The organism is Paenibacillus canaveralius, assembly GCF_047238265.1.
GTDB lineage: Bacteria > Bacillota > Bacilli > Paenibacillales > NBRC-103111 > Paenibacillus_F.
This window is the reverse complement of record NZ_JBDFMM010000001.1, coordinates 1904196-1928528: the sequence shown is the minus strand read 5'-3', so window position 1 is coordinate 1928528 and position 24333 is coordinate 1904196. Positions and strand designations below refer to the sequence as shown.

Below are 24333 nucleotides of genomic sequence, written 5' to 3'. Positions count from 1 at the left end.
ACGATGACACTGTCTCCAAAATCCGCCTTTATTCGTTAAACATTCGCGGTATTGCTGCGCTCGCCCATCAAGTCATAAACGGCTTGGCCGACATCCGGCTGCCTCATAAAATGCTCCCCGATCAGAACGGCTCCCGCTCCGGCTTTGCGGACGAAATCCAGATCGCTCCGTGATGAAATTCCGCTTTCGCTGACGAGAATCCGGTCATCCGGCACGATGGCCGCGAGTTCTTCCGTCGTCTTGATATCGGTCACGAATGTTTTCAGGTTCCGGTTGTTAATGCCGACCAGAGTCGCGTCCTGTTCCAGGACCGTCTCCAGCTCCCCGGCGGTCATGAACCTCCACGAGAACGTCCAGCCCCACATCCTGCGCAAGCTGTTTAAGCTCCTTCAGCTCGGAAGGCTTCAGGATCGCGGCAATGAGCAGAACCGCATCCGCGCCGATAACTCTCGCTTCCAGAACCTGCAGCGGATCGATGGTAAAATCTTTGCGAAGCAGCGGCACGTTTACCGCTTCGCGGACGGCGCTCAAGTATTCATTGGCGCCTTGGAAGTAATCGGTATCCGTAAGCACCGAAATGCAGTCCGCTCCGGCTTCGGCGTAGGCCGAAGCAAGCTTGACGGGATCGAAATCGGCACGGATAAGTCCTTTGGAAGGCGAAGCTTTCTTCACTTCCGCAATAAGTCCCGTCGGACGCTTTCTTCCGTCACGCAAGGCGTTTTCGAACCCCCTGCATGCCTGAAGGGCGGAAATGCGGCGCTCCAGCTCCGAGGAGCTTACCCGCCCGCGAAGCTCTTCAACTTCCCTGCGCTTGGTCGTTACGATTTTCTCAAGAAACATAGCTCAGATCTCCTGTATAGTGGGCTAATTGCTGTAATTTCTCCATGGCTTTGCCGCTGTCGATGACATCGGCCGCCACCTTGACGCCTTCCTGCAGCGTACCGGCAATTCCGGTTACGTAGAAGCAGGCGCCCGCATTGGCAAGCACGATTTCGCGGTGCGCGCCTTTGACTCCGGTGAAAATCGTGCGGATGATCTCCGCATTCTCCGCCGCGTTCCCTCCCTGGATTTCTTGCAGGGAGTACGTTTGCAATCCGAGATCATCCGGCGTGACGGAGTATGTGTTCACCGTTCCGTTTTTCAGCTCCGTCACCTGGGTAGGCGCGGAGATGCTGATTTCATCCAACCCGTCATGGCTCGATACCACGACGGCCCGCTTAAGGCCGAGCGCTCCCAGCACTTCGGCCACGAGCTCCGTCTTGCCGCGCTCGAACACTCCGAGCACCTGGCGGTCGGCGCCGGCCGGGTTGGTCAGCGGGCCCAGCAGGTTAAATACCGTCCGGACACCCAGCTCACGGCGGGGACCCGCAGCGTGCTTCATCGACTGGTGAAACCGCTGGGCGTACATGAAGCAGATGCCGATCTGATCGAGACACTGCGCCGCCTGATTGCCGTCGAGCTCGATGTTAACTCCCAGCGCTTCCAGCACGTCCGCGCTGCCGCTGCTGCTGGACATCGCGCGGTTGCCGTGCTTGGCGACCCGGATGCCGCCGGCTGCCGCCACGATGGCGGAGGCGGTCGAAATGTTAAACGTGCCGGCCCCGTCTCCCCCGGTTCCGCAGGTATCCAGCAAATTGTCCTGGATAGTCTGCACCGAGGTCGCTTTAAGCCTCATCGCTTCGGCAAAGCCCGTCACCTCTTCGATGGTTTCCCCCTTGATTCTCATGGCCGTCATCACACTGCCGATTTGAGCGGGCGTTGCCTCCCCGTCCATAACCGACAGCATGACCTCCCTCGCTTCATCGCGGGACAAGTTCCCGCCTCCAATGAGTGTCGAAATCGCCCGCTGAATGGTACCATTCGCCGCCATTTGACCGTCCTCCTTCTTCGAAATGGATTTTAACCTGCCGTTCAATCTTGTGCCCGTTCCGCCGCTTGGTCCGTCTCAGGGCGGGCTATGCCTTTCCTTCCCGCTTAAAAGGCCGGGACGTGGACATAGTAGTCGAGGTTCGGATTATCCGCCGCCCGCTTGAACATCGCTTCCGCGGTGCGGATCGCCGTCATCATGCCCCGGGCCTTGTTCACCGTCTCTTCGTATTCCTTCTCCGGATCGGAATCGTAGACGACTCCCGCTCCCGCCTGAATGTACGCCTTGCCGTTTTTGAAAACGATCGTCCGGATCGTAATGGCCGAATCCATATTCCCCGAGAAGCCAAGATAGCCGATCGCTCCGGCGTATGTGCCTCTTCTCTCGTTCTCCAGCTCGGCAATGATCTCCATCGCTCTCAGCTTCGGTGCTCCCGATACCGTCCCGGCCGGGAGGCAGGATATGAAGGCATCGAAGAAGTCCTTCTCTTTGTTCATCGTCCCCGATACGTTCGAGACGATATGCATCACGTGCGAGTAGCGCTCGATCTGCATAAAGCTGTCGCAGGCGACCGTGCCGTACTCGGCAACCCGGCCCACATCGTTGCGTACAAGATCCACCAGCATCAGATGCTCCGCGCGTTCTTTCTGATCCGCAAGCAGGTCCTGCTCAAGCTCAAGGTCTTGTTCGGGGGATTTGCCTCTCGGGCGCGTGCCCGCAATCGCCCGGGTATCCACTCTCTCGTCTTCCACGCGCACCAGCATTTCGGGAGAGGTTCCTACTATGACTTCGTCGTCCATTTTCAAATAGTACATGTAAGGAGAAGGATTCAATGTCCGGAGTACCCGGTACACCTGCAGCGGAGAGACATCCGTATCCGTCTCGAAACGCTGGGAAAGCACAACCTGAAAAATATCTCCGGCTTTTATATATTCCTGGGCCGCCTTCACGTTGGAAATGTATTTCTCTTTGCTCAAATTGGAACGGAAGCCGTCCAGATCCGTCGGCGTTTCCACTTCGCTGTGCGTCATCATGCCGGTCGGAAGCGGCTTCTTGAGCTTTTGTATCGTCGCGTCCAGCTTTAGACAGGTTTGCCGGTAAGCTTCCGCTATCGTTTCCTCGCTGGCCCCATCGGGAATGTGGACATTCGCGATCACGTTCATCTGCTGTTTAAAGTGATCGAAAGCGATGACCTGATCGCAAAACATAAACTGGATATCGTCCATCTGAATATCATCGACGCGGTGTTTGGGAAGATTCTCATAGTATTGGAGAAGGTCATATCCGAAAAATCCGACCGCTCCGCCCGTGAATCTGGGCAGTCCCTCAATCGACGGGCTCCGGAATAACGCAAGCTGGCTTTTCAAAGCCCCAAGCGGTTTTTCTTCCGTCGTGATTGTTCTTCCCTGCGTCTCCAGATGAGTCTTGCCGTCGCGTGCCCGGATAATGAGAAACGGGTCTGTGCCGATGAACGAATACCGGGCCCATTTAATGCCGCCCTCTACGCTTTCAAGCAGGAATGCGCGTTTCTCGTCGGCAACATGCTGAAATACTCGGATCGGTGTCTCCGTATCCGCCAGCAGGCAGCGTACAATCGGTATCAGATTGTATTCTTTTCCCAGGCGGATCACTTCTTGAAGCTCGGTATTCATTCTTGTTTTCCCCTTTCTACGGGCAGCATTTGTAAAAATAAAAAAACCTCTACGCATCCGTAGAGGTTTGGTTGAGTTCATTTGATTGGTAAGAGTGCAGAACATTCAAGGCGCATCGTCACTATAGCCAATGGGTTCGGTAAAAAAACCGGCTATAAGCCTAAAGTTCCGCTCCGTAGAATAAAACTACAGAACCCCTCTGATTTACGTAAGGGATGGAACGGCTGTTATCGTCCTTTCGCAACTCATGCGAAATGCTAACGATCGATATGCGCTGTCTTCGCTCAACTCTACTCTTCTCAACTGATCTCGTCTAAGCTCTACTCATCTATAATGACTATACTACCCCGGTTAGGGATTTGTCAATTTCACAATGTCCGGACGCAGCACCTGCGCGCCTTTTAAATAAATGTGCTTCATTTCATCCTGGCGTTTAGGCGTATTAGCCAGCACCATAAGCCGGATACATTTCGGAAGACTGTTGTCCACATCGATTTCGATGGAGCACATAAGCGGTACGAGATCCCAGCCCGGCATCTGGCGAATGGCTCTTGCGGGGAACGTTGCGGTAAGTTCCTTGGTAACCGTAATAAACACCGAGGAAATTTCATCGGGCTTAACGTCGTTCTCCTGGACAATCTTCTCCAAAAGCTCCAGCGTAGCCGCCAGAATCTGTCCTTCTTCGTTGTTTTCCACGGTTGTTGCGCCGCGGATTCCTCTAACGAACATGATTATGCCTCCCGCTTTAGTTGTTCCACGACTTCTTCCACCCATTCCCGGCGGACATCGCTGCGGATTTCCACCTGCCCGACAGCCGTAGGAATAATGAACGTCATGGTGCCTTCCTTGAACTTCTTGTCGTGCATCAGTGCGCTCATAATACGGGCCGTGTCATACTGTTCCGGCAGACGGACAGGCAAGCCGAAGCTTTCCAGGATGCGTTTGGTCACCGTGTAGATGTCTTCGGAGTAACCGAGCTTCATGGCAAGCCGTGCCGAACCGACCATCCCGATAGAGATGGCTTCGCCGTGCAGGAGTTCGTTATAGCCCGCGACCGCCTCCAGAGCGTGGCCGATCGTGTGGCCGAGGTTCAAGATCGCCCGGAGGCCGTTCTCGCGCTCGTCCTGCGACACGACCAGAGCTTTAACTTTGCAGCCCTGATAGAGGCCGTACTGCAGAGCTTCCGGGTCCAGGGACAGCAGTTTCTCCCGGTTGTTTTCCAGCCACGTCACAAAGCCCGCGTCCCAGATCAGGCCGTGCTTGATCATTTCCGAGAATCCCGCGGAAATATCCCGCCGCGGAAGGGTTTGTAAAGTCGTGACGTCGTACAACACCATCTCCGGCTGATGAAAAGCCCCTATGATGTTCTTCGCCAAAGGATGATTGACCGCAACTTTGCCCCCGACACTGCTGTCATGAGCCAGAATAGTGGTTGGCATTTGGACAAAGGCGATGCCCCTCATAAAGCTTGCCGCGGCGAAACCGGCGAGGTCTCCGACGACACCTCCGCCCAGAGCGACAATAGTGGACTTGCGGTCCAGCCCGGCTTCAAGAGCGGCAGTAACGATTTTCTCCAGCATCTGCAGAGATTTCGAGCCCTCACCCGGAGGTACGATAAAAGAAGAAGCCTTATATCCGCCGGCTGTCAGGCTGTCCATGACGGGCTGAAGATGATAGCGCGCGACCGACTCATCCGTCACGACCAGCAGCGGAGCGCGCTTGCTGATGGCATGTTTATCGAAATACGCGGCGCAGTCCTTAAGCAGCCCTTCTCCCAAGTAGATCGGATACGAGCGCTCGCCGAGATCAACTTTCAGCTCCATCATCTTAGTAGGTCTCCACTTGCTTCAAATAATTCTCGTAGTTGCGGCGGATCTCTTCAAGAGAATCACCGCCGAATTTCTCCATGAACGCCTGCGCGACTTCCCAGGCCACCACGTTCTCCATGATGACACCGGCGGCCGGCACGGCACAGGTATCGGAGCGTTCCACTTGAGCCGTGAAAGCTTCTTTCGTATCGATATCAACGCTTTGCAGCGGTTTGTATAGAGTGGAGATCGGCTTCATGACGCCTCTTACGACAATCGGTTCGCCCGTCGTCATTCCGCCTTCGAAACCGCCAGCACGGTTGCTCGCCCGGCGGAAGCCCTTCTCGGGATCATACTGAATCTCGTCATGTACGCTGGAGCCGCGCAGCTTGGCCGCTTCGAATCCGATTCCGATTTCGCAGCCTTTGAACGCCTGGATAGACAGAACCGCCTGAGCGATCCGGCCGTCCAGCTTGCGGTCCCACTGCACGTGGCTGCCCAGTCCGACCGGAGCGCCTTCCACGATGACTTCCACGATGCCGCCAAGCGTATCTCCGTCGGCCTTCGCCGCGTCGATAGCCGCGATCATCGCCGCTTCCGCTTCGGGATCCGTCACCCGCACGGGAGACTGCTCCGTAATCGCGATGAGCTCGTCGATCGGCAGCTTGCGGAGATTTCGCCTCCACTTCGCCGATGCGAACCACGTGGCTCGCCAGCTTGATGCCGAACGCTTCCAGCAGCTGTCTCGCGACGGCGCCGCAAGCGACGCGCATCGTCGTCTCTCTGGCGCTGGAGCGCTCCAGGATGTTGCGGAGGTCGCGCTGGTTGTATTTCAAACCGCCGTTGAGATCCGCATGCCCCGGACGCGGCCGGTTAACCCGGCGCTTTCCTTCGTCCGTATCCGGCTGCTCTTCTATATTCATAATGGAAGTCCAGTGCTTCCAGTCGTTATTCTCGACCACCAGGGCTATCGGCGCACCCGTCGTTCTGCCGTGGCGCACACCGCCGACAATGCTTGCGGTATCTTTCTCGATCTGCATCCGGCGTCCGCGTCCGTGGCCTTTCTGCCTTCTATGTAATTGGAAATTCATCGCTTCAAAATCAATCGTCACATTACTCGGAAATCCTTCAATGATCGCAGTCAGCTGCGGACCATGCGTTTCCCCCGCCGTTAAGTATCTCACTACTCTTGCTCCCTTCTAATCCGTACAACTACGGTACCGACAAACACTTTAGCGCTTTCAAGTGCCTAAGTTTTTCTATCATTATAGTATACCCCTATGCGTTTGACAACCGCGCGCACAAAAAACACGCCCTGCGTACCCGTGGCACCAAAGCGTGTTTTATCCGGTTTCCGCCGCACCCCGATTTCCGATCGTCAGCCTCCGGCGGATTGCTTCTGCCAGGGGCCGGACGGATCGGCCATCTTTGGGTCGTTCATCATCCCGAGAATCTGCACGGAATCTATGCCTAGAATCTGCGCGCACTCCTGCATGGTGATAAAGCCCCGGCGATAAGCGGAAATAACTTTACGTTTATCCATTTGAGTCCTCCTTGAAAGACAGTACTCCAAGTATCGGTTTCAAAAGGAAAAGTTATACATCCTACCCCTTTTTCCGGTAAAAAAAGGTATCCGCTGGTTCGAGGTCGTACTGGGCCGGAGAAAAGATCTGCTCGGTGGAGCCGACGAACAAAATGCCGCCCGGTTTTAACGCTTTTGAAAACTTCTGATACAGCCGGTGCTTCGCTTCTTCCGTAAAATAAATGATCACGTTGCGGCACACAATTAGGTCGAAGCCGCTGTCGAATCGGTCCTCCAGCAAATTCTGCTTCTGGAATTTCACCGCTTTTTTGAGTTCGTCAGAAACGTGAAAACCGAGCTGTTCCTGTTTGAAATACGTTTTCACATAGTGGGGCGGAACGTCTTTAAGCGATCTTTCCACATAAATGCCGCGCCGCGCCTTTTCCAGCGCTCCTTCGTCAATGTCGGTCGCAAGAATGGAGGCGTCGCGCAAAGCGCCCATATGGGACAAAATCATCGCCAGCGTATACGGCTCCTCGCCTGTCGAGCAGGCCGCGCTCCAGACCTTGAGATTCCGGCTTGCGGTTCTGAGCTCCGGCAAAAATTTCTGCTCCATCACTTCCCAGCGGTTCGGGTTGCGCCAAAATTCGGAGACGTTGATGGTCATCCGGTCCAGAAATTCGTAAAACAATTCTTTATCCTTCGACATGGCCTCGAAATAGGCCGAGAAGGTGTTGTAGCCTTTTTTGATCCGCAGCGTAGTAAGGCGCCTTTTCATCTGGGCCTCTTTGTATAATGCGAGATCTATCGATGTGAACTCTTTGATTTTGCGGATAAATAACGGAAAATCGTCGTTTTCCAAGTTGTATCCCACCTCTGATGTATTTGTCCAGGTGTTGATATTCCCTGTCACGGGCAAATTCTCCTGCAAAAAAGAAAAAGATATAGGCAAAAATGCCCATATCTTTTTCCCTAGGTTGTGTCCGATTTACAGCCAGCGGGATACGTCGCGCTTGTAATCCAAAATTTCTTCCGGTTTGAAGAAATGGTTGATCTCACGCTCCGCGCTCTCCGGTGAATCCGAGCCGTGAATCAGGTTTAATCTCGTATGTAAGGCGAAGTCGCCGCGGATCGTTCCGGGAGCCGCTTCCAGCACGTTCGTTTTACCGTTCAAAATGCGGGAAAGCGCAATTACCTGCTCGCCCTGCCATACCATGGCAAATACGGGACCGGAAGTAATAAACTCAACGAGCGGTTCGAAGAAGTCTTTGCCTTTATGTTCGGCATAATGTTCTTCCGCCTGCTCTCTTGTCATCAGCATCAGTTTAGCGGCTACCAGCTGGAAGCCTTTCTGCTCCAGTCTCTTGACGATCTCTCCGATCAGTCCGCGCTGGACGCCGTCCGGTTTTACCATTAGAAAAGTTTTTTCCATGTAATCTGCCTCCAATTGGTAGAAAAGTAATCTCTCTTACTGTACCACCGTTTCAGCAGCACGTACAATGAACAATTGCACACATTCGTGAAACCGGAAAACCGCCGGGCCGATATAAGGTAAATTAGTGCGTCCGATTGCCGATAAAATGGGCGACCTGAATGAGATCCTGCTTGGCCCGGATATTCGGAAGCGTATCCAGAGCCGCAATGGCTTTTGCGATATAGCGGTCGGCAAGAGCGCTGGATTTCTCGATCCCTCCGCTGCCGCGGATCATGTCCAGGACGCGGCTGACGTCCGTCTGCCCGTCCGCTTTCTGGATGCGGTCGATCTCGCTCAGAATCGGAACCCGCAGCTTCTCCTCCTGCAGGGCGAAAATGACGGGCAGTGTAATATTGCCCTGTTTGATATCGCTTCCCGGAGGTTTGCCGATCTCCTTCTCGGTGCCGCACAGATCCAGGATATCGTCCCGGATCTGGAAAGCGAGCCCGACGTTGTAGCCGAATGCATACAGCCGGTTGGATACGTATTCGTCGGCTCCCGCCACCATAGCTCCGAGCTGGCAGGAAATCGCGATAAGCAGAGCCGTCTTCCGTTTGATGCGGAGAAGATAATCGCGAAGCGTCTGCTCCGTGTGGAAGAAGAAACGAATCTGCTCCATTTCGCCGATGGACATTTCAACCAGCGCTTTCGACAGGATCATATGGACACGCGGATCTTCCAGCCTGGCCGCAATCTCAAGCCCCTTGGCAAAAATAAAATCCCCGGTATACATCGCAATCCGGTTGTCCCATCTGGACTTTACGGTATCCTGGCCGCGCCGGGTGTCCGCATCGTCGATCACATCGTCGTGGACGAGCGAAGCCGAGTGGAAAAGCTCCAGCGGCACCGCTATCATTTTCAGCCGTTCAATATCATAGGTTCCGAATTCACCGCCCAGCAGGACAAGAACAGGCCGGATTCTTTTGCCCCCGGCCTTTAGCAGATGCATGGACGTTTCCGTCAATAATGCGTGGTCGGTCTGCAGGTTAGCTTCCAGTTCCCGCTCGATGGCGCCCACGTCTTTTTTCTTGCGCACGTATATGTTAAGAATTTTCATTCCGTCACCCGCACCCTCGTATTATCGGACCAGATCTGGATGGAGACCTCTTCCGGTAAAAAACCAAGCTCCCAAGCATAGCGGTAATACAGTTCCAGACCGCTCCACTGCTCGGGACCGAATTCGTAGCAAAGATTTCTGAAATAATGTTCCCAGTAAGATTCCGAACCGCCGATTTTGAGGACGGCTTCATTAATAACGCCCGTAAGGTCCTCCAGCGACTTGCGTTTGCTTTCCACAAAACCGTCAAAGATGTTTTTAACCAGCTCCGGAGATCGTTCGATGGTATCTTTACGGACGGCCCATACGGCAAATGACATCCAATGGCCGGTCCATTCCTTCCATTCTTGCCCCAGGTCGGTTACCATATACCCGCTGTCCTGCCAGCCGGCTTTGATGGCATGATCGCCGATCAGAAGCGCCGCGTCGTTGTCTTTCATCATGTCTTCCAGCACGGGAGGAGCATAACTGTAAGTCGGATTGCCGCCGTATTTTTTGTTCATGATGATTTTCAGCAGGTTCGTCGTCGTAGCGGACGTGGTCGGAAGCGCAAATTTTCCGTTTTTCAGCTGCTCCAGCGGTTTTTTATGAAATAGCAGCAGTGAATTCACATAGCCGTAAGCGCTGACCGACAAATCGGGAAACAGAACGTAATCCCGGAAGTTTTCTCCGTAAGAAAACGAAGAAATCGCGCTCATATCGATCTCTCCGGCAGCCAGAGCCCGGTTCAAACCGGTTGGAACCTGACTTACGAATTCAACTGAATTTGCCAGCTTCTGCACCGGAAAATGGTAAAACACAGGCCAAGCGTTCGTAAATTCAATTCTCCCGATGCGCAGTTTCTTCTCTGTTGTCGTCATTGCCTTCTCCCCATCTTCTGAACAATTCATGATCCAGATCCATGTTGTCTAGTACCTTCCCCACGAGAAAGGCCACGATGTCTTCCAATGTCTCCGGCTTCTGATAGAAGGCCGGCATGGCCGGAATCAGTTTCACGCCCATTTTGGCAAGGACGAGCATGTTCTCCAAGTGAATGGCATGCAGAGGCGTCTCCCTGGGAACCAGAATGAGCCTGCGTCCCTCTTTCAGCATTACGTCTGCGGCACGCTCCAGAAGATTGTCCGAGGCTCCGCGGGAAATTCCCGCCAAGGTCCCCATCGAACACGGCATAACGACCATGCCCTCTGTCCGGAACGAACCGCTAGCTATGCCGGCTCCGATATCTTGAAGCGGATAATACTCATACGTACCCGGCAAACCGCCGAAGTGAGTTTCCAGTGTTTCTTTTCGCTTGGTAACCACCCAATCCAGTTCCTCATGAAGCACCCGCCAGCCGGCATCCGTAATGACCAGATGGACGGGAACGCCTCTTTTCAGAAGTTCCTTAATGAGCGTCACCCCGTAAATCGCGCCGCTTGCCCCCGTAATTCCGACGACCCAGCCGCGCTTCTTCATCGGAACGTCTCCACCAGTACATCCACCAGCGTGAAGACGAATACAACCGTACTGAGTATCCCGTTCATGGTGAAAAATGCCGTATTCAGCTTAGACAAATCCGTCGGTGAAACAAGACGGTGTTCGTAAAACAAAATGATGTACGCGATAATGATGCCGACAAGGTACCACCAACTGAGGTTCGTCATAAAGAAGAGCGAGATAAGACCTACGGCGGTCAGCGTATGAAGAACGCGCGCCGTAATCAGTGCCGTCGGAATACCGAAGCGGCTCGGATAGGAATGCAAACCTTCTTCCCGGTCAAACTCCACGTCCTGACAGGCGTAAAGCAGATCGAAGCCGGCACTCCACATCGCTACGGTGATGAACAGGATAAGCGCGGCCGGCGTGATTCCTCCGGTAATCGCCACCCATCCGCCGAGCGGGGCGAGGCCAAGGGTAATGCCGAGAACAAAATGACACGCCCACGTAAACCGTTTGGTGTACGAATAAAAGACAAGAAAAAAGACCGCAACCGGTAGCAGGTAAACGGACAGCATGTTCAAGTGGTAAGCTGACCAGAAAAGCAGCAGGAATGAAAGAATAATAAATACCGTCACTTCAGCGACTGAAATCAGGCCCGCCGGGATCGCCCGGTTTGCCGTCCGCGGGTTTTTCTTGTCGTACTTCTTGTCGATGACCCGGTTCAGGGACATCGCGGCCGTGCGGGCGCCGATCATCGCAAGCGTGATCCACATAATCTGCGTCCACGTCGGCAGGTCCCCCGTTTCCACAACGGCTCCAAGAATAGAGCCCATATAAGCGAAAGGAAGAGCGAAAAGGGAATGCTCGAATTTGATCATTTCCAGGAAAATTTTTGTTTTATGAATGAGTTGTCGCATCTGTCTTACTCTCCTGACTCGAATTCCCTTTGACGCCTATGTGAAGCGCCGCAATTCCTCCGGTCAGCGGGTAAGCTTCGACTTCGTGAAGCCCCGTTCCGCGAAAAATTTCGGCAAGCTGTTTATAGTCAGGGAAACTGATTAGCGATTCCGGAAGCCATCTGTACTGCTCGTAAGACTTGGCAATCAATTTGCCGAGCACCGGAAGCACTTTCTGAAAATAAAAATAATACAAAGCTTTAAAAGGCCGCCAAGTCGGCTTGGACAGCTCAAGAGAAACGACGAGTCCGCCCGGTTTTACGACGCGCTGCATTTCACGCAGCACCTGCTCCACGTCCGGCACGTTCCGGAGCGCGAACCCGATGGTGGCATAATCGAAAGTGTTATCGTCGAAAGGGAGGCTCATGGCATTGCCGTGCACGAGGCGGATCCGGTTGTCCAGCCCTTCTTCACGGATCTTGCCCGCACCGTAATCGAGCATGTTCTGGCTGAAATCCAGCCCGACCATTTGTCCGGTGCCGCTTGCCTTCGCCATGGAGATCGTCCAGTCACAGGTGCCGCAGCAAATATCGATCGCGGTCGAGCCCGGCTTTACGTTCATTTTGGCCATCGTAAATTTCCGCCAGGCCTTGTGCCTGCGGAAGCTTAGGATGCTGTTCATTTTATCGTATTTGGGCGCAATACTTTCAAACACGGAATGAACGAATTGTTCTTTCGTTTTGCCTTGCACGGCTTTCCCCACCTTTATCTCTCTTCCAGTAACCTGGTTTTGGAAATGAAACGAAAAAATGGCTCGCCAATGTGAAACAGTTCACTTGCGAGCTTGTCCGAGTCAAGCTGCTTTACTTTCGCTTCCAGCTGCTGAAGCTGGGCCGCAAGCAGGTTGTACAATTGGGACGGCACGTTGTATTTGTGGATCAAAGCTTTAAGTTTAGCCGGATCCTGCTCCTGAGCTTCGAGCAGCTTGCGCTCTTCCTTGGAGCCGTTCTGGATAATGTGCCAGTAGCCCCAGCTCCCGTGGAAATCCTGAAGAGACTCCGAACGGAAAATTTCCTTGAAAATCACTTCGCAGCGTGTAAACGCTTCGAGAATTTCAGGCCAGGCACGGCGGTTTACTTCTTCCATCAGTCCGCCGAACGACTTGAACAGATGAGACTTGATATCTACGGACTGCCTCACGTAGTCCTCCGCCGTGACTTTAAGATGCTTCATCGTCACGTACAGGTTCGTTTTGAGCCGGTTGAGCTCGCAGATGGCCGTGGACAGCCGTTTGATCAGGTCGATTTGACCCGCCTGCGAAAGCAGGTGGTAAAAACGCGAGCTGAAATAATCGCCGGCCAGCACTTTCAGACTGACGGGATCTGGCGGCTTTCTTCTCTTTCACCTCATTAGAAACCGTTACCTCGTCATGCGTATCGAGTCCCATCTGGACAAGCGAAGTGACGAGCGCAAACAATTCGGACGAAGGGTTAAGCCGGGAATCCCTGCTCAAAAAAGCATACAGAAGCTGCGCCCGGAAGTTCGGGAAATCAGGCAGATCCGTATGCTGGCGGATCATGTCATAATCCGTATATTGTTTAGCGATCTCAGGGATCCGATATGGGTTCATACAAAAGCCTCCGTACGTGTGCCAGTTTCATAGATCGTATCTAAGTAATTATAGCATAACCTTTTGAGCGGCGCACAAGCAATTATTCTGGAAAGTGCTGCTGCCATTTCTTTGTAAAGGTGAGAAGAAATCTGCGCTGAAGCTCGGCAGCTACCTTGTCTTCTCCGTCGGTCCCCTTCAGGGAGGACAGCGCCTTCGCCTCCGTGCGGGCGGCTTCCATCGCCATAACGAGCTGCGGGCCTTTATCGGCCGGCTTCGAGCCGTATTCCACAACCCTGACGAGTACCCGGCTAATGTTGGAAGTGCGGAGCAGGGACGACTGCGCGATCCGCAGCAGATCCCCGTAAACCACTCTCTTCTCCGCCGTTCCCGGCATGAGCAAATCCAGCGAAAGAATGGAATGGGTAAGCTCCACCTTGCGCACGCGAAGCTGAAGCGGCAGACCGTTTACGTAATCGGGCAGGTTGGCCTCCGTCAATTCCGGACCGGAGATGGTTCTCCAAGCGTCGGAGCCTCGACCGCCGTTCTTTCTGTCGAGAAACGGGACGAACGCCAAAGCGAGCACAACGGCCGCCGACAGACCGGCTATCGTCAACAGACGGGCAATTTTGTTCATCGTACAAGGGCACCTCCTGTCTATATCCCATTGTACAATGAAAAAAAGCAGGCTATGCCTGCCGACGCAAATTATTGTTCGGTTTCGATGTTGCCGAACTTCGTCATGATCAGCGCCTTGCCGCGGACTTTCACCGCCGAAGTGTGTTCCGTGAACTGGGCGATCATAACCTCGCCTTTGTCCAGCTTTTCGGTATGATGAAAGCGCGTGTCGTGCCCTCTTGTCAGGCCGATCACATGTACGCCGTTTTCCTTCGCCTTAATGATAAAATAATCTCCCTGTGTCTGATCCATAAATCGGTACCCCCTTCTATCCGTACTGCTTGTCCGTCGTATATGGCTTACAATTTATCATGCTTTAAAAAGAAGCCGCCTGTCAACCCTTATTCCGTGCCGGACCGCTTCGGTTTAAGGCGGATGATTTTGTCGTCGTCTCCCGCCGGTTTCCCCCGTCCGTCCCGGTTGCTCGTCAGCAGGTACAGAGAGCCGTCGGGGCCTTCCGTAACCGAGCGGAGCCGTCCGAAGCTGCCGTCGAAAGCGGCCTCCGCCTTGGTCAGCTTGTAGCCGGGCACGGAAGACGCCGCTCCGGAAGCCGTTGCGCGTTCCGGCTCGAGCGTGAACAGCAGCAGCTTCGTTCCTCTCAGCCCCGCGACGGCGAGCCGCCCCTGCCAGGGCCCCTGGCGGATGAACGTCATTCCCGAAGGAGCCCACGTGTCTCTGCCGCTGTGAAGAAGCGGCGGGATCAGCGGGCCGGCCGCCCCGGGCAAGCCCGTTTCGTCCCCTTCGATCAGAGGCCAGCCGTAATTGCCTCCGGGAACGATGACGTTCAGCTCGTCATGAGCCGATTGTCCGTGTTCGGAGCTCAGCAGCGCACCGTTTCGCGGGTCCCATGCCAGGCCCTGTGCGTTGCGGTGGCCCCAGGAGTATACGGGCGAGCCTTGGAACGGATTGTCTTCCGGAACCGAACCGTCCGGCTTTATCCGCAAAATTTTACCGCCGAGGCTGTTTTTGTCCTGGGCAAGAGGCGGATCATATTTCTCGCCCGTCGTGATGTAAAGCATGTTGTCCGGGCCGAACTTGATCCGGCCGCCGTTGTGATTCTCCGCGCCCGGTATCCCGTCGATCAGCACACGGTCTATTTGCGCCTCGTCACCCTGCAGCTTCAGCCGAAGCACCCGGTTCTTCGTTTCGCCTCCGCCGGAATACGTGTGGTACACGTACAGGTAGGAATTGACGGCGAAGCCGGGATCAAGCGCCAGACCGAGAAGGCCCCCTTCCCCGCTGCTGATAAAAGGGTCCCGCAGCTTTAAAAGCGGCTTTTCCTGCAGCTTGCCGTTCCGGATCACCCGAAGCTGGCCGGGCCGCTCCGTGAAGAATTGGCGACCGTCCGGCGCGATAACCATCTCCCATGGCACATTAAGGCCGGAAGCCACGATTTCCTGCGTGTAGTCCGCCGCTTTCTGTTCCGTGAGCTTCGGCACGACGGGAGCATTCCGGGAGCCGCTTTCCTGCGCGCTTCCGGCCTTTGCCGGTCCGGGCGTTTCCGTGCCGGCAGAGCCGACTCCCGCGCCTCCCGTGGAAGCCGGCTTTCCTTCACACCCTGCCGTCATGACGGCTATCGCCGCCCCCGCCGTAAACAGAACGCTATTAACACCTGTTAAACCGATCTGCCGCATGTTCGTTTCCCTCCTGCGGATTTGTTGGATCTATCGTAACACAATTGGGCGCCCCTTCCAAAAAAAGCGCCCGCCGTCATGTAATGCCGTGTACCGCTTGCCGGGAGCTTCTCGCCCCGCCGGAAGGAAAGCATTAAAAAATGCTTCCGTCCGGAATTCATCCCGATCGAAAGCATTTGAGTTATGTATAGGTTTCATGGTCGGAGTAGCGGGATTTGAACCCACGGCCTCACCCACCCCAAGGGTGCGCGCTACCAGACTGCGCCATACCCCGACGCCGTATCCCTATTATACCGAATAATCGCAAGTTGTCAATGCGGAAAAAAGGAGGCAATAAAAACTAAACCGCGCGCCCGAAGGCACACGGTCTACACAAAATCCATATGTAAGAGAAGCGATTATTGAATGCCGTCTCTCAGCGCTTTGCCAGGTTTGAAAGCAGGAATTTTGCTTGCAGGGATTTCGATTTCATCGCCTGTTTGCGGGTTGCGTCCTTTACGTGCGGAGCGCTCGCGAACTTCGAAGTTGCCGAAACCAACAAGCTGAACTTTGTCGCCCTGCTGAAGAGCTTCGGAAATTGCATCGAACACCGCGTCAACCGCTTTCGTCGCATCCTTCTTGGAAAGCTCGGAGGTCTCAGATACTTTAGCAATCAGTTCGGATTTATTCATGCCTTTCACCTCCCTCCCAAAATATCTACTGTTTTACTTTCTGTTTTCACCGTTTCGTTAAAAAATATACATGAACCGGGCAAAAGCCCAAGCCCATCAACGAAAAACGAGTACCGAAGAAAACGAAACAAACTTATAGTAATATACGCTAGAGCTTATTTCAAGTCAAAGTCGCTGATTTTGTGGAAAATGCACAAAAAAACAGGGAAATTCTTGGAGAACGTGAAGTTCTCTGAAGAATTCCCCCATTGATCATGGAAGAAAAGCGAAATGTCAAGCTCGTTATAAAATGATGGCGATGAGTCCGCCCGAGCCTTCGTTGATAATACGTCCGAGCGTTTCCTGCAGCTTATAGCGGGCGTTATCCGGCATCATGGCGAGCTTTCCTTGAATGCCTTCCCGTACGATGGAGTGCAGGGAGCGGCCGAAAATATCGGACTCCCAGATTTTGAGCGGATTGTCCTCGAAGTCCTGCATCAGGTAGCGTACAAGCTCCTCGCTCTGCTTCTCCGTTCCGATAATCGGGGAAAACTCCGACTCCACATCGACACGGATCATATGTATCGAAGGAGCCGTCGCCTTCAGCCTCACACCGAAGCGGGAACCCTGACGGATAAGCTCCGGCTCATCCAGCGCCATTTCCGCCAGCGTAGGCGGCGCGATGCCGTAACCGGTCGTTTTGACCATTTCCAGCGCTTCGGCGAACTGGTCGTATTCCCTCTTCGCGTGAGTGAACTCCTGCATCAGCTGAAGCAGGTGATCTTTACCGCGAATCTCCACGCCGACCACTTCGACCAAAATTTTATCGTACAGTTCATCCGGTGCGTACAGGTCGATTTCGGCCACACCCTGCCCCATGTTCATTCCCGCAAGGGCCGCCCTGTCAATGAACTCGTATTCGGAGAATTGTCCGACAACCCGCTCTACGTCGCGCAGTCGCCGGATGTCCTGGACGGTATCGCGGACGGAATTTTCGAAATGCGTGCGCAGCCAGTGCTTCTCCGGAAGCACCATCACCCAGCTCGGCAGGTTTACGTTCACTTCATGCACCGGAAATTCGTACAGAACTTCACGGAGCACGCCGATCATCTCGTCTTCGCCTGCCGTCGCTACGCTCATCGTCACGACGGGGATGTCGTATTTGCTCTGCAGCTCGCTGCGGAGTTCCTGGGCCGGCTCGCTGTTCGGTTTTTGCGAGTTGATCACAACGATGAACGGCTTGCCGACTTCTTTCAGCTCCGCGATGACTCTTTCTTCCGCCAGCACATAAGACGAACGCGGAATATCTGAAATCGTTCCGTCGGTCGTCACGACGACCCCCAGCGTCGAATGTTCCTGAATGACTTTGCGCGTGCCGATTTCAGCCGCTTCCTGGAAGGGGATCGGCTCGTCAAACCAAGGCGTCGAAATCATCCGGGGACCGTTTTCATCCTCGTAGCCTTTCGCGCCTTCCACCGCATAGCCGACGCAATCGACCAGTCTGACGTTGACGTTAAGCCCTTCCGCTACGGAAATCTGCACGGCGTTATTCGGCACGAACTTCGGTTCGGTCGTCATAATCGTGCGCCCTGCCGCACTCTGCGGGAGCTCATCCGTGGCTCTGATGCGATCGGTTTCACTCTGGATGTTAGGCAGTACAACTGATTCCACGAAGCGTTTGATGAAGGTCGATTTTCCCGTACGGACCGCTCCAACGACCCCCAGGTAAATATCTCCTCCCGTTCGCTCAGCAATGTCTTTAAAGATATCCACTTTCTCCAAGAGAATCCCTCCTACAGGTTGTTAAATGAAGCGAGAGCCACGATACGTTCTTCAGCCGGCCTTCCCTTTGCCATCCGTATGCGACATAACTCGTACATCATTTGGACTTGTAACAAATATATGTGCCGGTCGTCGAAATATGCCTGGCAATAATCTCTGAAAAAATATATGAGCACCGGTACCCGAATATGCGCCGGACGCGAAAAACCCCTTTTCTCCATCGCGGAAAAAAGGGGTTCGGAAATCCGTATACGGTATGTAAAGCCGCCTTGCGGTATCTGCCCGCCGGACTATTTCAAGAAGGGGACAGGTTTGCTTGTCGCGCTGTCCCATTTGTACTCAAAGGACATAACAGGAACGAAATGGGAGTCTTCCACCAGAAGAGGCAGGAGGTCCTGACCGTCCTTCAGCGCGGCTTGAAGCTGCTTGTCCCTGATTTTTTGAGCCAGATCGGGTGCATAATCAATCGCAACTTTGCCGGAGTCATGAACAAGGAAATTAATCAGGCTCTGACGGTTATAGACGCTTTTGATTTCGGGCGTTTTCATGCCGATTTTGCCGAAGTCCACATACTTGAAGCCCGGGGAATAGGTCTCCCCGCCCGGAACGGCGCCGTTGTTTTTGCTGATATAGTCGTTTACTTTCTTCTGAACGTCGTCCGTGGTCCGGTAAGCCACCAGATCGAAAAGCTTTACTTTGGCCTTCGTATCGGGATCTGTGAGCACATAAATAAAATCGCCGCCGCTCTCGTAAGCATTGCCCGGGAGGTTGGACAAATAGCCGCTGTTTTTCAGCTTCTGAAAATCAATCACGTACTTTTCATAAAGCGGTGTGTCCATTTCGCTGTTCTTAATGGGGTAAACGCTTTTTTTGGCATGATACTCGTCGATGCTCTGCTGGACTACGGCAATAAACTCGCCCGGATTCGTCTGATTTTCTTTGCGCATTTCTTTGGGATACATGCAGCCGCCGAGCAATGCCAGCGAAAACAAAGCGGCCATCAGTACCGTAAGACGCCCGGCAAGAGCGCCCTTTACGATCGTCATCATCGGTTCTCCTTTGGTTTTGTTTCTCACGAATTGCTGTGGAATCGGTTCTAAGGCCAGTCATCCTCTTCCCGCTGCTTGGCCAGTTGGGCGCGTACGGCGGCTTTCAGCGGGTCTTCGGGGACGGTCACCGTCACATCGCCCGTGATCCTCGCCTGACAGGACAGACGCAGCCCTTCCTGCAGCTGGCCGCCGAGCTTGAGCCGCTCGTTCTTGTTCGGCTCGGCCAGGCCGCTCTGATCCCCGGCGTGCACTTTGCACATCAGGCAGGCCGCCTGCCCGCTGCACCGGGTGCGGATGTGCACACCGGCCCGCCTCGCGGCATCCAGCAGGGTGGTATTCAAGCGGACGGAGGCGCTGCGGTTGTCCGGCATAAACGTCACCTTCGGGTTGGTCCGGTTCATTTTCGCCCCTCCCTCTGTCTACGAGATTTGCTTACTTCTAAACCGGTTCCTGTTACTGGGCCCAGCCGGGCCTCAGGTCATGAGAAGAAGGCCGAAGCCGCGGAAACCGGTGCATACTTCTATAAGCCCGGAATTAGGCGCCTGACGGTTGACAAAGCGGGCTCTCCCCAGCTGTTTCGGGACAACAGGTCTGTCAGGACGGCTTCATACCGGCCCGGACAGCCGTTGATCGTCTTTGCGATAGCCTCGTACCGGTCGGGACGATCACGCAGGATGTTGAAGAGCAGTTCGTGCGCAAGCGGCATTAGTGCCACCCTCTCATCTGCCAACTGCCGCACCTCCGCGTACTTCTCCCTTAAGTAGGCTGCTTCGACCGTGTACTGCGATCCCGCCGCGCACACTTTAAACCCGCCCACGAGCTCCACCTGAATGCCGCCGATCGCGTAATGACTGAGCAGCGATTCGTAGATGCCCGTGCGGTCCAGCTTCTGCTCATCGACGGCATACGGCTTCAGAATGCGGGCAGCCGCTGCCGCCTGATCCGTATCGACATACAGGTCCAGATCCCGCGGCTGTGCTCCGATTTCCACGCCCTGCAGGGCCAGAGCACAGCTTCCGCCGATCAGCCAGCCGGTACCGGTGCCGTTAAGCAGACGGGCCGCCTGCCGCATGCCCAGAACTAGCGATTCTTCCAAACGGAGATCCCGGGATGTTTCGTGCTCCGTCTGCCGCTCCGTTGATCGTTCGCTTTTCATGGCGACCTCCTAGAAGTAAGGCTTGTGAGTAACGGAAACGTCGCCGGTCTCCTGAATCACAGCCTGACACCCAAGACGATAGCCCAGCTCGATTTCTTCGGGCTCCAAACGGTCAAGTTCCGCTTCCGTCGGCGGCGCGAGCCGTTCCCGGCCTTCTTTGACGAAGCATCTGCAGCGGGCACAGGTTCCCCGTTTACAGGAATGTCCCCACTCGAGTTTATGTTTGAGGGCCAGCTCAAGTACGGTAAGCCCCGTCTCGCTTTCGACGGTCTTGTCCCCTTTTCTCGTACGCAGTGTAATCATGTATGTTTCCCCCTTTGTGTAAGCGATGCTGCTTCATTCCTAGGTTGATTATAGCATTTCGGCGGAAACTTTGTGAATCACGGGCAAAAGGACCGCGGGCTGCCTTCCGGCTTCCCACGGTCCCCTGCGCTGGCGTTACCGCTATTGTTTCATGATGAGATTCATCATCTGCTGCATGTTGTTGCCGTCCAGCTTGCTGCTTTTAACCGCCTGGACGATTTCCCTTACCGTTTCTTCGGGGACGTTGATCCCGACTAGCTGGGAAACCTGCTTAATCAGCTGCCTCAGCTGCGCTTCATCCTGAACGGTTGACGGTTTGACACCGCTGGCCAGTTTCTGGATATCTTTCTCGGTTACGCTCTTACCCGTTTTTTTCTTAACGGCATTAAGAATGTCTTTCGGATTTTTAGGCACACTGCCGCCTCCCAACCATATTGTCCGCTATAAGGAACTGGACTTGAATCTATGGTAGTGTATGAAGGCTCGGCAGGAATGGTGTAGGCTACAGAATCCATTTATCCGTCTGATTGGCGACCTCTTCGATCTCATGCGTACGGCCGCGGCCCATCAGATCTTCAACCGCCGCACGAGGGGTTTTGCCTTCGAACAGAACATGGTGAAGTTCATTCGTAATAGGCATGGTGACGCCGTATTCCTGGGCAAGCGCGTAGGCGGACTTCGTCGTTTTAACGCCCTCGACGACCATGCCCATCTTATCGAGGACCTGGTCCAGCGGTTCCCCCTGCCCCAGTAGATAGCCCGCTTTCCAGTTGCGGCTGTGCGTACTGGTACAGGTGACAACCAGGTCGCCGATTCCCGCAAGGCCCGCAAAGGTCATCGGGTTGGCCCCCATCTCCGCGCCGAGGCGCGCGATTTCGGCGAGTCCCCGGGTTAAGAGGGCCGCCTTCGCGTTGTCGCCGAACTGGAGACCGTCGGAAAGCCCCGCCCCGAGGGCGATGATATTTTTGAGTGCCCCGCCCACTTCGACTCCCGTTACGTCAGGGTTCGTGTAGACGCGGAAATACGAATTGATGAACAGGTCCTGCGCCGCTTCGGCCGCTTCGATCGTCGGGGACGCGACAACGACGGTCGTCGGGCATTCCCGGATCACTTCTTCCGCGTGACTCGGACCCGACAGAACGACGATTCGTCCCGGATCACACTGCGGGAGCTCCTCGGCCAGCACGGTGGTCATCCTTTTGAGCGTGAGCGATTCGAATCCTTTGGTCGCGTGAATCACGAGCGTGTCCGGGCTTAAGAATTCTCTCACTTGAGACGCCACCTCGCGCATTCCGGCTGACGGCACCACGAATACGACGGCGTCCTTGTTCTCAACCGCTTCGCGAATCGATGTAGTCGCACGGATGCGGGGGGACAGCGCGATGTCCTTCAAATAACGGCTGTTGGTATGTAAAGTGTTGATCTCTTCCGCCTGTCCGGCGTTTCTCGTCCAAATCGTTACGTCCAGATCGTTGGCGGCCAGTACGGAGGCAAGAGCCGTTCCCCAGCTTCCCGCTACCAGTACGGATACGTGTTTAGTCATGGCTGTCTCCCTTCTAAGCCGATTCATCGAGCAGGCTACGCCTTTTTGGAGCCGATCTTATTTTCTCGGCCTTGAACCAGTTTACTGATATTTGTACGGTGCCGCCAAAAAGTAAACAGCCCGATTACGATAACGCCCCACAAAATCTCGACCGGTCTTCCCATGCCCCACACGAAAAAAGGTAAGAGTGCCGTAAACAGCAGGGAGCCGAGCGAAACGTAACGGGTAAGAACAATGGAAGCGATCGCGATGAGGCCCGCAAAAAGCGCGGGGAGAAAGCACAGGGTAGCCGTTACACCAATGGCGGTAGCTACGCCTTTACCGCCCCGGAAACCGAAAAATACCGGCCAGTTATGACCGATAATTACGGCAAGCCCGCAAGCGACATGGACCCAGATCAAGTCCGGAGCCATCCACTTGCCGATCCACACAGCCAGGATCGCTTTAACGACATCCAGCGCAAGTACCAGAATGGCCGGTCCTTTGCCCAGCACGCGGAGCGTGTTGGTGGCTCCGGCATTTCCGCTTCCGTGCGCCCGGATGTCAATCCCCTTGACCAATTTCCCAATTATAAAGCTGAAGCTGAGCGAACCCAGCAAATAAGCTGCCACTACGGGAATGATGTAGATCAAACGAACTCTCCCCTATTCGTCGTCGGATTTTCTTCGCGTGAACAAACGGATCGGGGTTCCCTCAAAACCGAAAGCTCCGCGAATTTTGTTTTCGAGATAGCGCTCATATGAGAAGTGCATCATATCCGGCTCGTTTACAAAGAAAACAAAGGTCGGCGGCTTAACGGAAACTTGCGTGGCATAGTTAATACGCAGACGCTTGCCTTTGTCGGTCGGAGGAGGGTTAAACATGACCGCATCGGAGACCACGTCGTTGAGCACGTGAGTCTGAACGCGCATCGTATGCTGCTCCGCCACCTGGTTGACCATGGGCAGAAGCTTCTGGACACGCTGCGTGGTACGGGCGGATACATACAGAACCGGCGCGTACGTCATAAACAGGAAGTGATCGCGGATCTTCTGCGTGAACTGGTGCATGGTCTTGTCGTCCTTCTCCACCACGTCCCACTTGTTGACGACGAAAATAGCCGCTTTGCCCGCTTCGTGCGCGTAGCCGGCGATATGCTTGTCCTGCTCGATGATCCCTTCTTCGCCGTTGATGACCACAAGCACGACGTCGGCGCGCTCAATGGCTTTCATGGCGCGCATTACGCTGTATTTCTCCGTATTCTCATACACTTTACCGCGTTTGCGCATGCCGGCCGTATCGATAATGACATATTTCTGATCGTCAAGCTCGAAAGGCGTATCGATCGCATCCCGGGTCGTACCGGCCTGGTCGCTGACAATGACCCGGTCTTCGCCGAGGATGGCGTTTACAAGCGATGACTTCCCGACGTTCGGTCGTCCGATCAGCGCGACCTTGATGACTTCCTCGCCGTATTCTTCGTCCGCATGATCCGGGAAATGAGCGGATGCGGCTTCCAGCATATCACCGATTCCGATGCCGTGCGCGCCTGAAATCCCGATCGGGTCCCCGAAACCGAGGCTGTAGAATTCGTAAATCTCATCCTGCCGCTGAATGTTGTCCACCTTGTTGACAGCCAGGACAACCGGCTTGCGGGACCGGAAAAGAAGCTGGGCCACTTCCTGGTCCGCCGAGGTAACGCCGGCTTTGGCGTCTACCATGAAAATAATAACGTCCGCTTCTTCAATCGCGAGCTCGGCCTGAACACGGACGGACTTCATAATCTGATCTTCGCCTTCGACTTCGATACCGCCGGTGTCGATGACGCTGAACTCCCGGTCCAGCCATTCGCCGATGCCGTACAATCTGTCTCGGGTCACGCCCGGTTTATCTTCAACGATGGCCAGCCGATCGCCGATTATCCGGTTAAATATCGTCGATTTACCGACGTTCGGACGCCCCACAATCGCTAGAATGGGTCTTGCCATTCGGTTCACTCCTTACTGATGGTCACTCAAATTCTCATTATTGGAAATTTCACATTCTTCATCATAGCAAAAAAGCGCTGGATTGGCTAATGTTTTAGTGAACGTTATCCCTTATGGTCGACTAGAATGAACGTTCCCGGTTTTAAAACGTGAGCGTTGACATCCAGAATTTTCTCCAGATTGAAAGCGAGACTGCTGAAGTTCGGTTTCATCTTTTGCATAAAAAATGGGAGCCCCTCCGTCGACTTTAACGCCTTCCACTACCGC

Annotated in this window: 27 protein-coding genes, 1 tRNA gene and 2 pseudogenes; all 30 read right to left on the bottom strand. The window is 54.4% G+C overall.

What is annotated here, in order from left to right:
• Positions 1 to 35 precede the first annotated feature (35 nt).
• Positions 36 to 840, bottom strand: a pseudogene (gene trpC, locus ABC395_RS09085) (indole-3-glycerol phosphate synthase TrpC).
• Positions 830 to 1870: an anthranilate phosphoribosyltransferase gene (gene trpD, locus ABC395_RS09080; RefSeq protein ID WP_413002386.1), complete on the bottom strand. Its 1041-nt coding sequence runs from the start codon at positions 1868 to 1870 to the stop codon at positions 830 to 832. Before trpD ends, trpC begins: the two are co-directional and overlap by 11 nt.
• Positions 1871 to 1974: 104 nt before the next feature.
• Complete coding sequence (gene trpE, locus ABC395_RS09075) at positions 1975 to 3519, bottom strand: anthranilate synthase component I (RefSeq protein WP_413002384.1); 1545 nt, start codon at positions 3517 to 3519, stop codon at positions 1975 to 1977.
• A gap of 351 nt (positions 3520 to 3870) precedes the next feature.
• Positions 3871 to 4248 (bottom strand): chorismate mutase, encoded by a 378-nt coding sequence (gene aroH / locus ABC395_RS09070; RefSeq protein ID WP_413002382.1) that lies wholly within the window; start codon positions 4246 to 4248, stop codon positions 3871 to 3873.
• A 2-nt stretch (positions 4249 to 4250) separates the two neighbouring features.
• Positions 4251 to 5345 carry a 3-dehydroquinate synthase gene (gene aroB, locus ABC395_RS09065; RefSeq protein ID WP_413002380.1) on the bottom strand — a complete coding sequence of 365 codons (1095 nt, stop codon included), beginning with the start codon at positions 5343 to 5345 and terminating at the stop codon, positions 4251 to 4253.
• Between the two features lies 1 nt (position 5346).
• Positions 5347 to 6511 (bottom strand): annotated as a pseudogene (gene aroC / locus ABC395_RS09060) (chorismate synthase).
• Between the two features lie 194 nt (positions 6512 to 6705).
• Positions 6706 to 6870 (bottom strand): hypothetical protein, encoded by a 165-nt coding sequence (locus ABC395_RS09055; protein WP_181024370.1) that lies wholly within the window; start codon positions 6868 to 6870, stop codon positions 6706 to 6708.
• A gap of 61 nt (positions 6871 to 6931) precedes the next feature.
• The gene (locus ABC395_RS09050; protein ID WP_413002378.1) at positions 6932 to 7711 is read right to left on the bottom strand and encodes a CheR family methyltransferase; all 780 of its coding nucleotides are present in this window, start codon (positions 7709 to 7711) and stop codon (positions 6932 to 6934) included.
• Positions 7712 to 7837: 126 nt separating this feature from the next.
• Positions 7838 to 8281 carry a nucleoside-diphosphate kinase gene (gene ndk, locus ABC395_RS09045; RefSeq protein WP_009671982.1) on the bottom strand — a complete coding sequence of 148 codons (444 nt, stop codon included), beginning with the start codon at positions 8279 to 8281 and terminating at the stop codon, positions 7838 to 7840.
• 124 nt (positions 8282 to 8405) lie between these two features.
• Positions 8406 to 9380 (bottom strand): polyprenyl synthetase family protein, encoded by a 975-nt coding sequence (locus tag ABC395_RS09040; RefSeq protein ID WP_413002375.1) that lies wholly within the window; start codon positions 9378 to 9380, stop codon positions 8406 to 8408.
• Entirely contained in the window at positions 9377 to 10240 is an 864-nt protein-coding gene (locus ABC395_RS09035; protein ID WP_413002373.1) for a menaquinone biosynthesis protein, read from the bottom strand. The genes ABC395_RS09040 and ABC395_RS09035 overlap by 4 nt, the downstream gene beginning before the upstream one ends.
• Positions 10200 to 10835, bottom strand: coding sequence for a UbiX family flavin prenyltransferase (locus ABC395_RS09030; protein WP_413002371.1), 636 nt, complete (start codon positions 10833 to 10835; stop codon positions 10200 to 10202). The genes ABC395_RS09035 and ABC395_RS09030 overlap by 41 nt, the downstream gene beginning before the upstream one ends.
• On the bottom strand, positions 10832 to 11716 hold the full coding sequence (locus ABC395_RS09025; protein ID WP_413002370.1) for a UbiA-like polyprenyltransferase: 885 nt from the start codon (positions 11714 to 11716) through the stop codon (positions 10832 to 10834). The genes ABC395_RS09030 and ABC395_RS09025 overlap by 4 nt, the downstream gene beginning before the upstream one ends.
• Positions 11697 to 12446, bottom strand: coding sequence for a demethylmenaquinone methyltransferase (locus ABC395_RS09020; protein WP_413006712.1), 750 nt, complete (start codon positions 12444 to 12446; stop codon positions 11697 to 11699). Before ABC395_RS09020 ends, ABC395_RS09025 begins: the two co-directional genes overlap by 20 nt.
• A 14-nt stretch (positions 12447 to 12460) precedes the next feature.
• On the bottom strand, positions 12461 to 13060 hold the full coding sequence (locus ABC395_RS09015) for a heptaprenyl diphosphate synthase component 1 (RefSeq protein WP_413002368.1): 600 nt from the start codon (positions 13058 to 13060) through the stop codon (positions 12461 to 12463).
• A gap of 347 nt (positions 13061 to 13407) precedes the next feature.
• Positions 13408 to 13941 carry a hypothetical protein gene (locus ABC395_RS09010; protein ID WP_413002366.1) on the bottom strand — a complete coding sequence of 178 codons (534 nt, stop codon included), beginning with the start codon at positions 13939 to 13941 and terminating at the stop codon, positions 13408 to 13410.
• Positions 13942 to 14012: 71 nt separating this feature from the next.
• Positions 14013 to 14234: a trp RNA-binding attenuation protein MtrB gene (mtrB, locus tag ABC395_RS09005; RefSeq protein WP_009672001.1), complete on the bottom strand. Its 222-nt coding sequence runs from the start codon at positions 14232 to 14234 to the stop codon at positions 14013 to 14015.
• An 89-nt stretch (positions 14235 to 14323) separates the two neighbouring features.
• Complete coding sequence (locus tag ABC395_RS09000) at positions 14324 to 15616, bottom strand: PQQ-dependent sugar dehydrogenase (RefSeq protein WP_413002363.1); 1293 nt, start codon at positions 15614 to 15616, stop codon at positions 14324 to 14326.
• 197 nt (positions 15617 to 15813) lie between these two features.
• A tRNA-Pro gene (locus ABC395_RS08995) sits at positions 15814 to 15890 on the bottom strand.
• 124 nt (positions 15891 to 16014) lie between these two features.
• A complete protein-coding gene (locus ABC395_RS08990; protein ID WP_009671985.1) occupies positions 16015 to 16287 on the bottom strand; it encodes an HU family DNA-binding protein in 273 nt (90 codons plus the stop codon).
• A 282-nt stretch (positions 16288 to 16569) separates the two neighbouring features.
• Positions 16570 to 18048: a stage IV sporulation protein A gene (gene spoIVA, locus ABC395_RS08985; protein WP_009672005.1), complete on the bottom strand. Its 1479-nt coding sequence runs from the start codon at positions 18046 to 18048 to the stop codon at positions 16570 to 16572.
• Between the two features lie 290 nt (positions 18049 to 18338).
• A complete protein-coding gene (locus ABC395_RS08980; protein ID WP_413002361.1) occupies positions 18339 to 19097 on the bottom strand; it encodes a hypothetical protein in 759 nt (252 codons plus the stop codon).
• A gap of 47 nt (positions 19098 to 19144) precedes the next feature.
• Positions 19145 to 19498, bottom strand: a complete 354-nt coding sequence (locus tag ABC395_RS08975; protein WP_413002360.1) for a 2Fe-2S iron-sulfur cluster-binding protein — start codon at positions 19496 to 19498, stop codon at positions 19145 to 19147.
• Positions 19499 to 19617: 119 nt separating this feature from the next.
• Positions 19618 to 20253, bottom strand: coding sequence for a nucleotidyltransferase family protein (locus ABC395_RS08970; RefSeq protein WP_413002358.1), 636 nt, complete (start codon positions 20251 to 20253; stop codon positions 19618 to 19620).
• 9 nt (positions 20254 to 20262) lie between these two features.
• Positions 20263 to 20556, bottom strand: coding sequence for a 2Fe-2S iron-sulfur cluster-binding protein (locus tag ABC395_RS08965; protein ID WP_042228465.1), 294 nt, complete (start codon positions 20554 to 20556; stop codon positions 20263 to 20265).
• A 141-nt stretch (positions 20557 to 20697) separates the two neighbouring features.
• Entirely contained in the window at positions 20698 to 20970 is a 273-nt protein-coding gene (locus ABC395_RS08960; protein WP_103995125.1) for a stage VI sporulation protein F, read from the bottom strand.
• Positions 20971 to 21058: 88 nt separating this feature from the next.
• On the bottom strand, positions 21059 to 22099 hold the full coding sequence (locus tag ABC395_RS08955) for an NAD(P)H-dependent glycerol-3-phosphate dehydrogenase (protein WP_413002355.1): 1041 nt from the start codon (positions 22097 to 22099) through the stop codon (positions 21059 to 21061).
• 35 nt (positions 22100 to 22134) lie between these two features.
• Entirely contained in the window at positions 22135 to 22731 is a 597-nt protein-coding gene (gene plsY / locus ABC395_RS08950) for a glycerol-3-phosphate 1-O-acyltransferase PlsY (RefSeq protein ID WP_413002353.1), read from the bottom strand.
• Positions 22732 to 22743: 12 nt separating this feature from the next.
• Positions 22744 to 24066 (bottom strand): ribosome biogenesis GTPase Der, encoded by a 1323-nt coding sequence (gene der / locus ABC395_RS08945; protein ID WP_103995128.1) that lies wholly within the window; start codon positions 24064 to 24066, stop codon positions 22744 to 22746.
• Positions 24067 to 24170: 104 nt separating this feature from the next.
• On the bottom strand, positions 24171 to 24278 hold the full coding sequence (locus ABC395_RS08940) for a capping complex subunit for YIEGIA (RefSeq protein WP_413006711.1): 108 nt from the start codon (positions 24276 to 24278) through the stop codon (positions 24171 to 24173).
• Positions 24279 to 24333: the final 55 nt, after the last annotated feature.

Bases quoted from the DNA above. Each gene is read 5' to 3' on its own strand.
- trpD (WP_413002386.1), bottom strand. From the start codon at position 1,870: ATGGCGGCGAATGGTACCATTCAGCGGGCGATTTCGACACTCATTGGA.
- trpE (WP_413002384.1), bottom strand. From the start codon at position 3,519: ATGAATACCGAGCTTCAAGAAGTGATCCGCCTGGGAAAAGAATACAAT.
- aroH (WP_413002382.1), bottom strand. From the start codon at position 4,248: ATGTTCGTTAGAGGAATCCGCGGCGCAACAACCGTGGAAAACAACGAA.
- aroB (WP_413002380.1), bottom strand. From the start codon at position 5,345: ATGATGGAGCTGAAAGTTGATCTCGGCGAGCGCTCGTATCCGATCTAC.
- ABC395_RS09055 (WP_181024370.1), bottom strand. From the start codon at position 6,870: ATGGATAAACGTAAAGTTATTTCCGCTTATCGCCGGGGCTTTATCACC.
- ndk (WP_009671982.1), bottom strand. From the start codon at position 8,281: ATGGAAAAAACTTTTCTAATGGTAAAACCGGACGGCGTCCAGCGCGGA.
- ABC395_RS09040 (WP_413002375.1), bottom strand. From the start codon at position 9,380: ATGAAAATTCTTAACATATACGTGCGCAAGAAAAAAGACGTGGGCGCC.
- ABC395_RS09035 (WP_413002373.1), bottom strand. From the start codon at position 10,240: ATGACGACAACAGAGAAGAAACTGCGCATCGGGAGAATTGAATTTACG.
- ABC395_RS09030 (WP_413002371.1), bottom strand. From the start codon at position 10,835: ATGAAGAAGCGCGGCTGGGTCGTCGGAATTACGGGGGCAAGCGGCGCG.
- ABC395_RS09025 (WP_413002370.1), bottom strand. From the start codon at position 11,716: ATGCGACAACTCATTCATAAAACAAAAATTTTCCTGGAAATGATCAAA.
- ABC395_RS09010 (WP_413002366.1), bottom strand. From the start codon at position 13,941: ATGAACAAAATTGCCCGTCTGTTGACGATAGCCGGTCTGTCGGCGGCC.
- mtrB (WP_009672001.1), bottom strand. From the start codon at position 14,234: ATGGATCAGACACAGGGAGATTATTTTATCATTAAGGCGAAGGAAAAC.
- ABC395_RS09000 (WP_413002363.1), bottom strand. From the start codon at position 15,616: ATGCGGCAGATCGGTTTAACAGGTGTTAATAGCGTTCTGTTTACGGCG.
- ABC395_RS08990 (WP_009671985.1), bottom strand. From the start codon at position 16,287: ATGAATAAATCCGAACTGATTGCTAAAGTATCTGAGACCTCCGAGCTT.
- ABC395_RS08980 (WP_413002361.1), bottom strand. From the start codon at position 19,097: ATGATGACGATCGTAAAGGGCGCTCTTGCCGGGCGTCTTACGGTACTG.
- ABC395_RS08975 (WP_413002360.1), bottom strand. From the start codon at position 19,498: ATGAACCGGACCAACCCGAAGGTGACGTTTATGCCGGACAACCGCAGC.
- ABC395_RS08970 (WP_413002358.1), bottom strand. From the start codon at position 20,253: ATGAAAAGCGAACGATCAACGGAGCGGCAGACGGAGCACGAAACATCC.
- ABC395_RS08965 (WP_042228465.1), bottom strand. From the start codon at position 20,556: ATGATTACACTGCGTACGAGAAAAGGGGACAAGACCGTCGAAAGCGAG.
- ABC395_RS08955 (WP_413002355.1), bottom strand. From the start codon at position 22,099: ATGACTAAACACGTATCCGTACTGGTAGCGGGAAGCTGGGGAACGGCT.
- der (WP_103995128.1), bottom strand. From the start codon at position 24,066: ATGGCAAGACCCATTCTAGCGATTGTGGGGCGTCCGAACGTCGGTAAA.
- ABC395_RS08940 (WP_413006711.1), bottom strand. From the start codon at position 24,278: ATGAAACCGAACTTCAGCAGTCTCGCTTTCAATCTGGAGAAAATTCTG.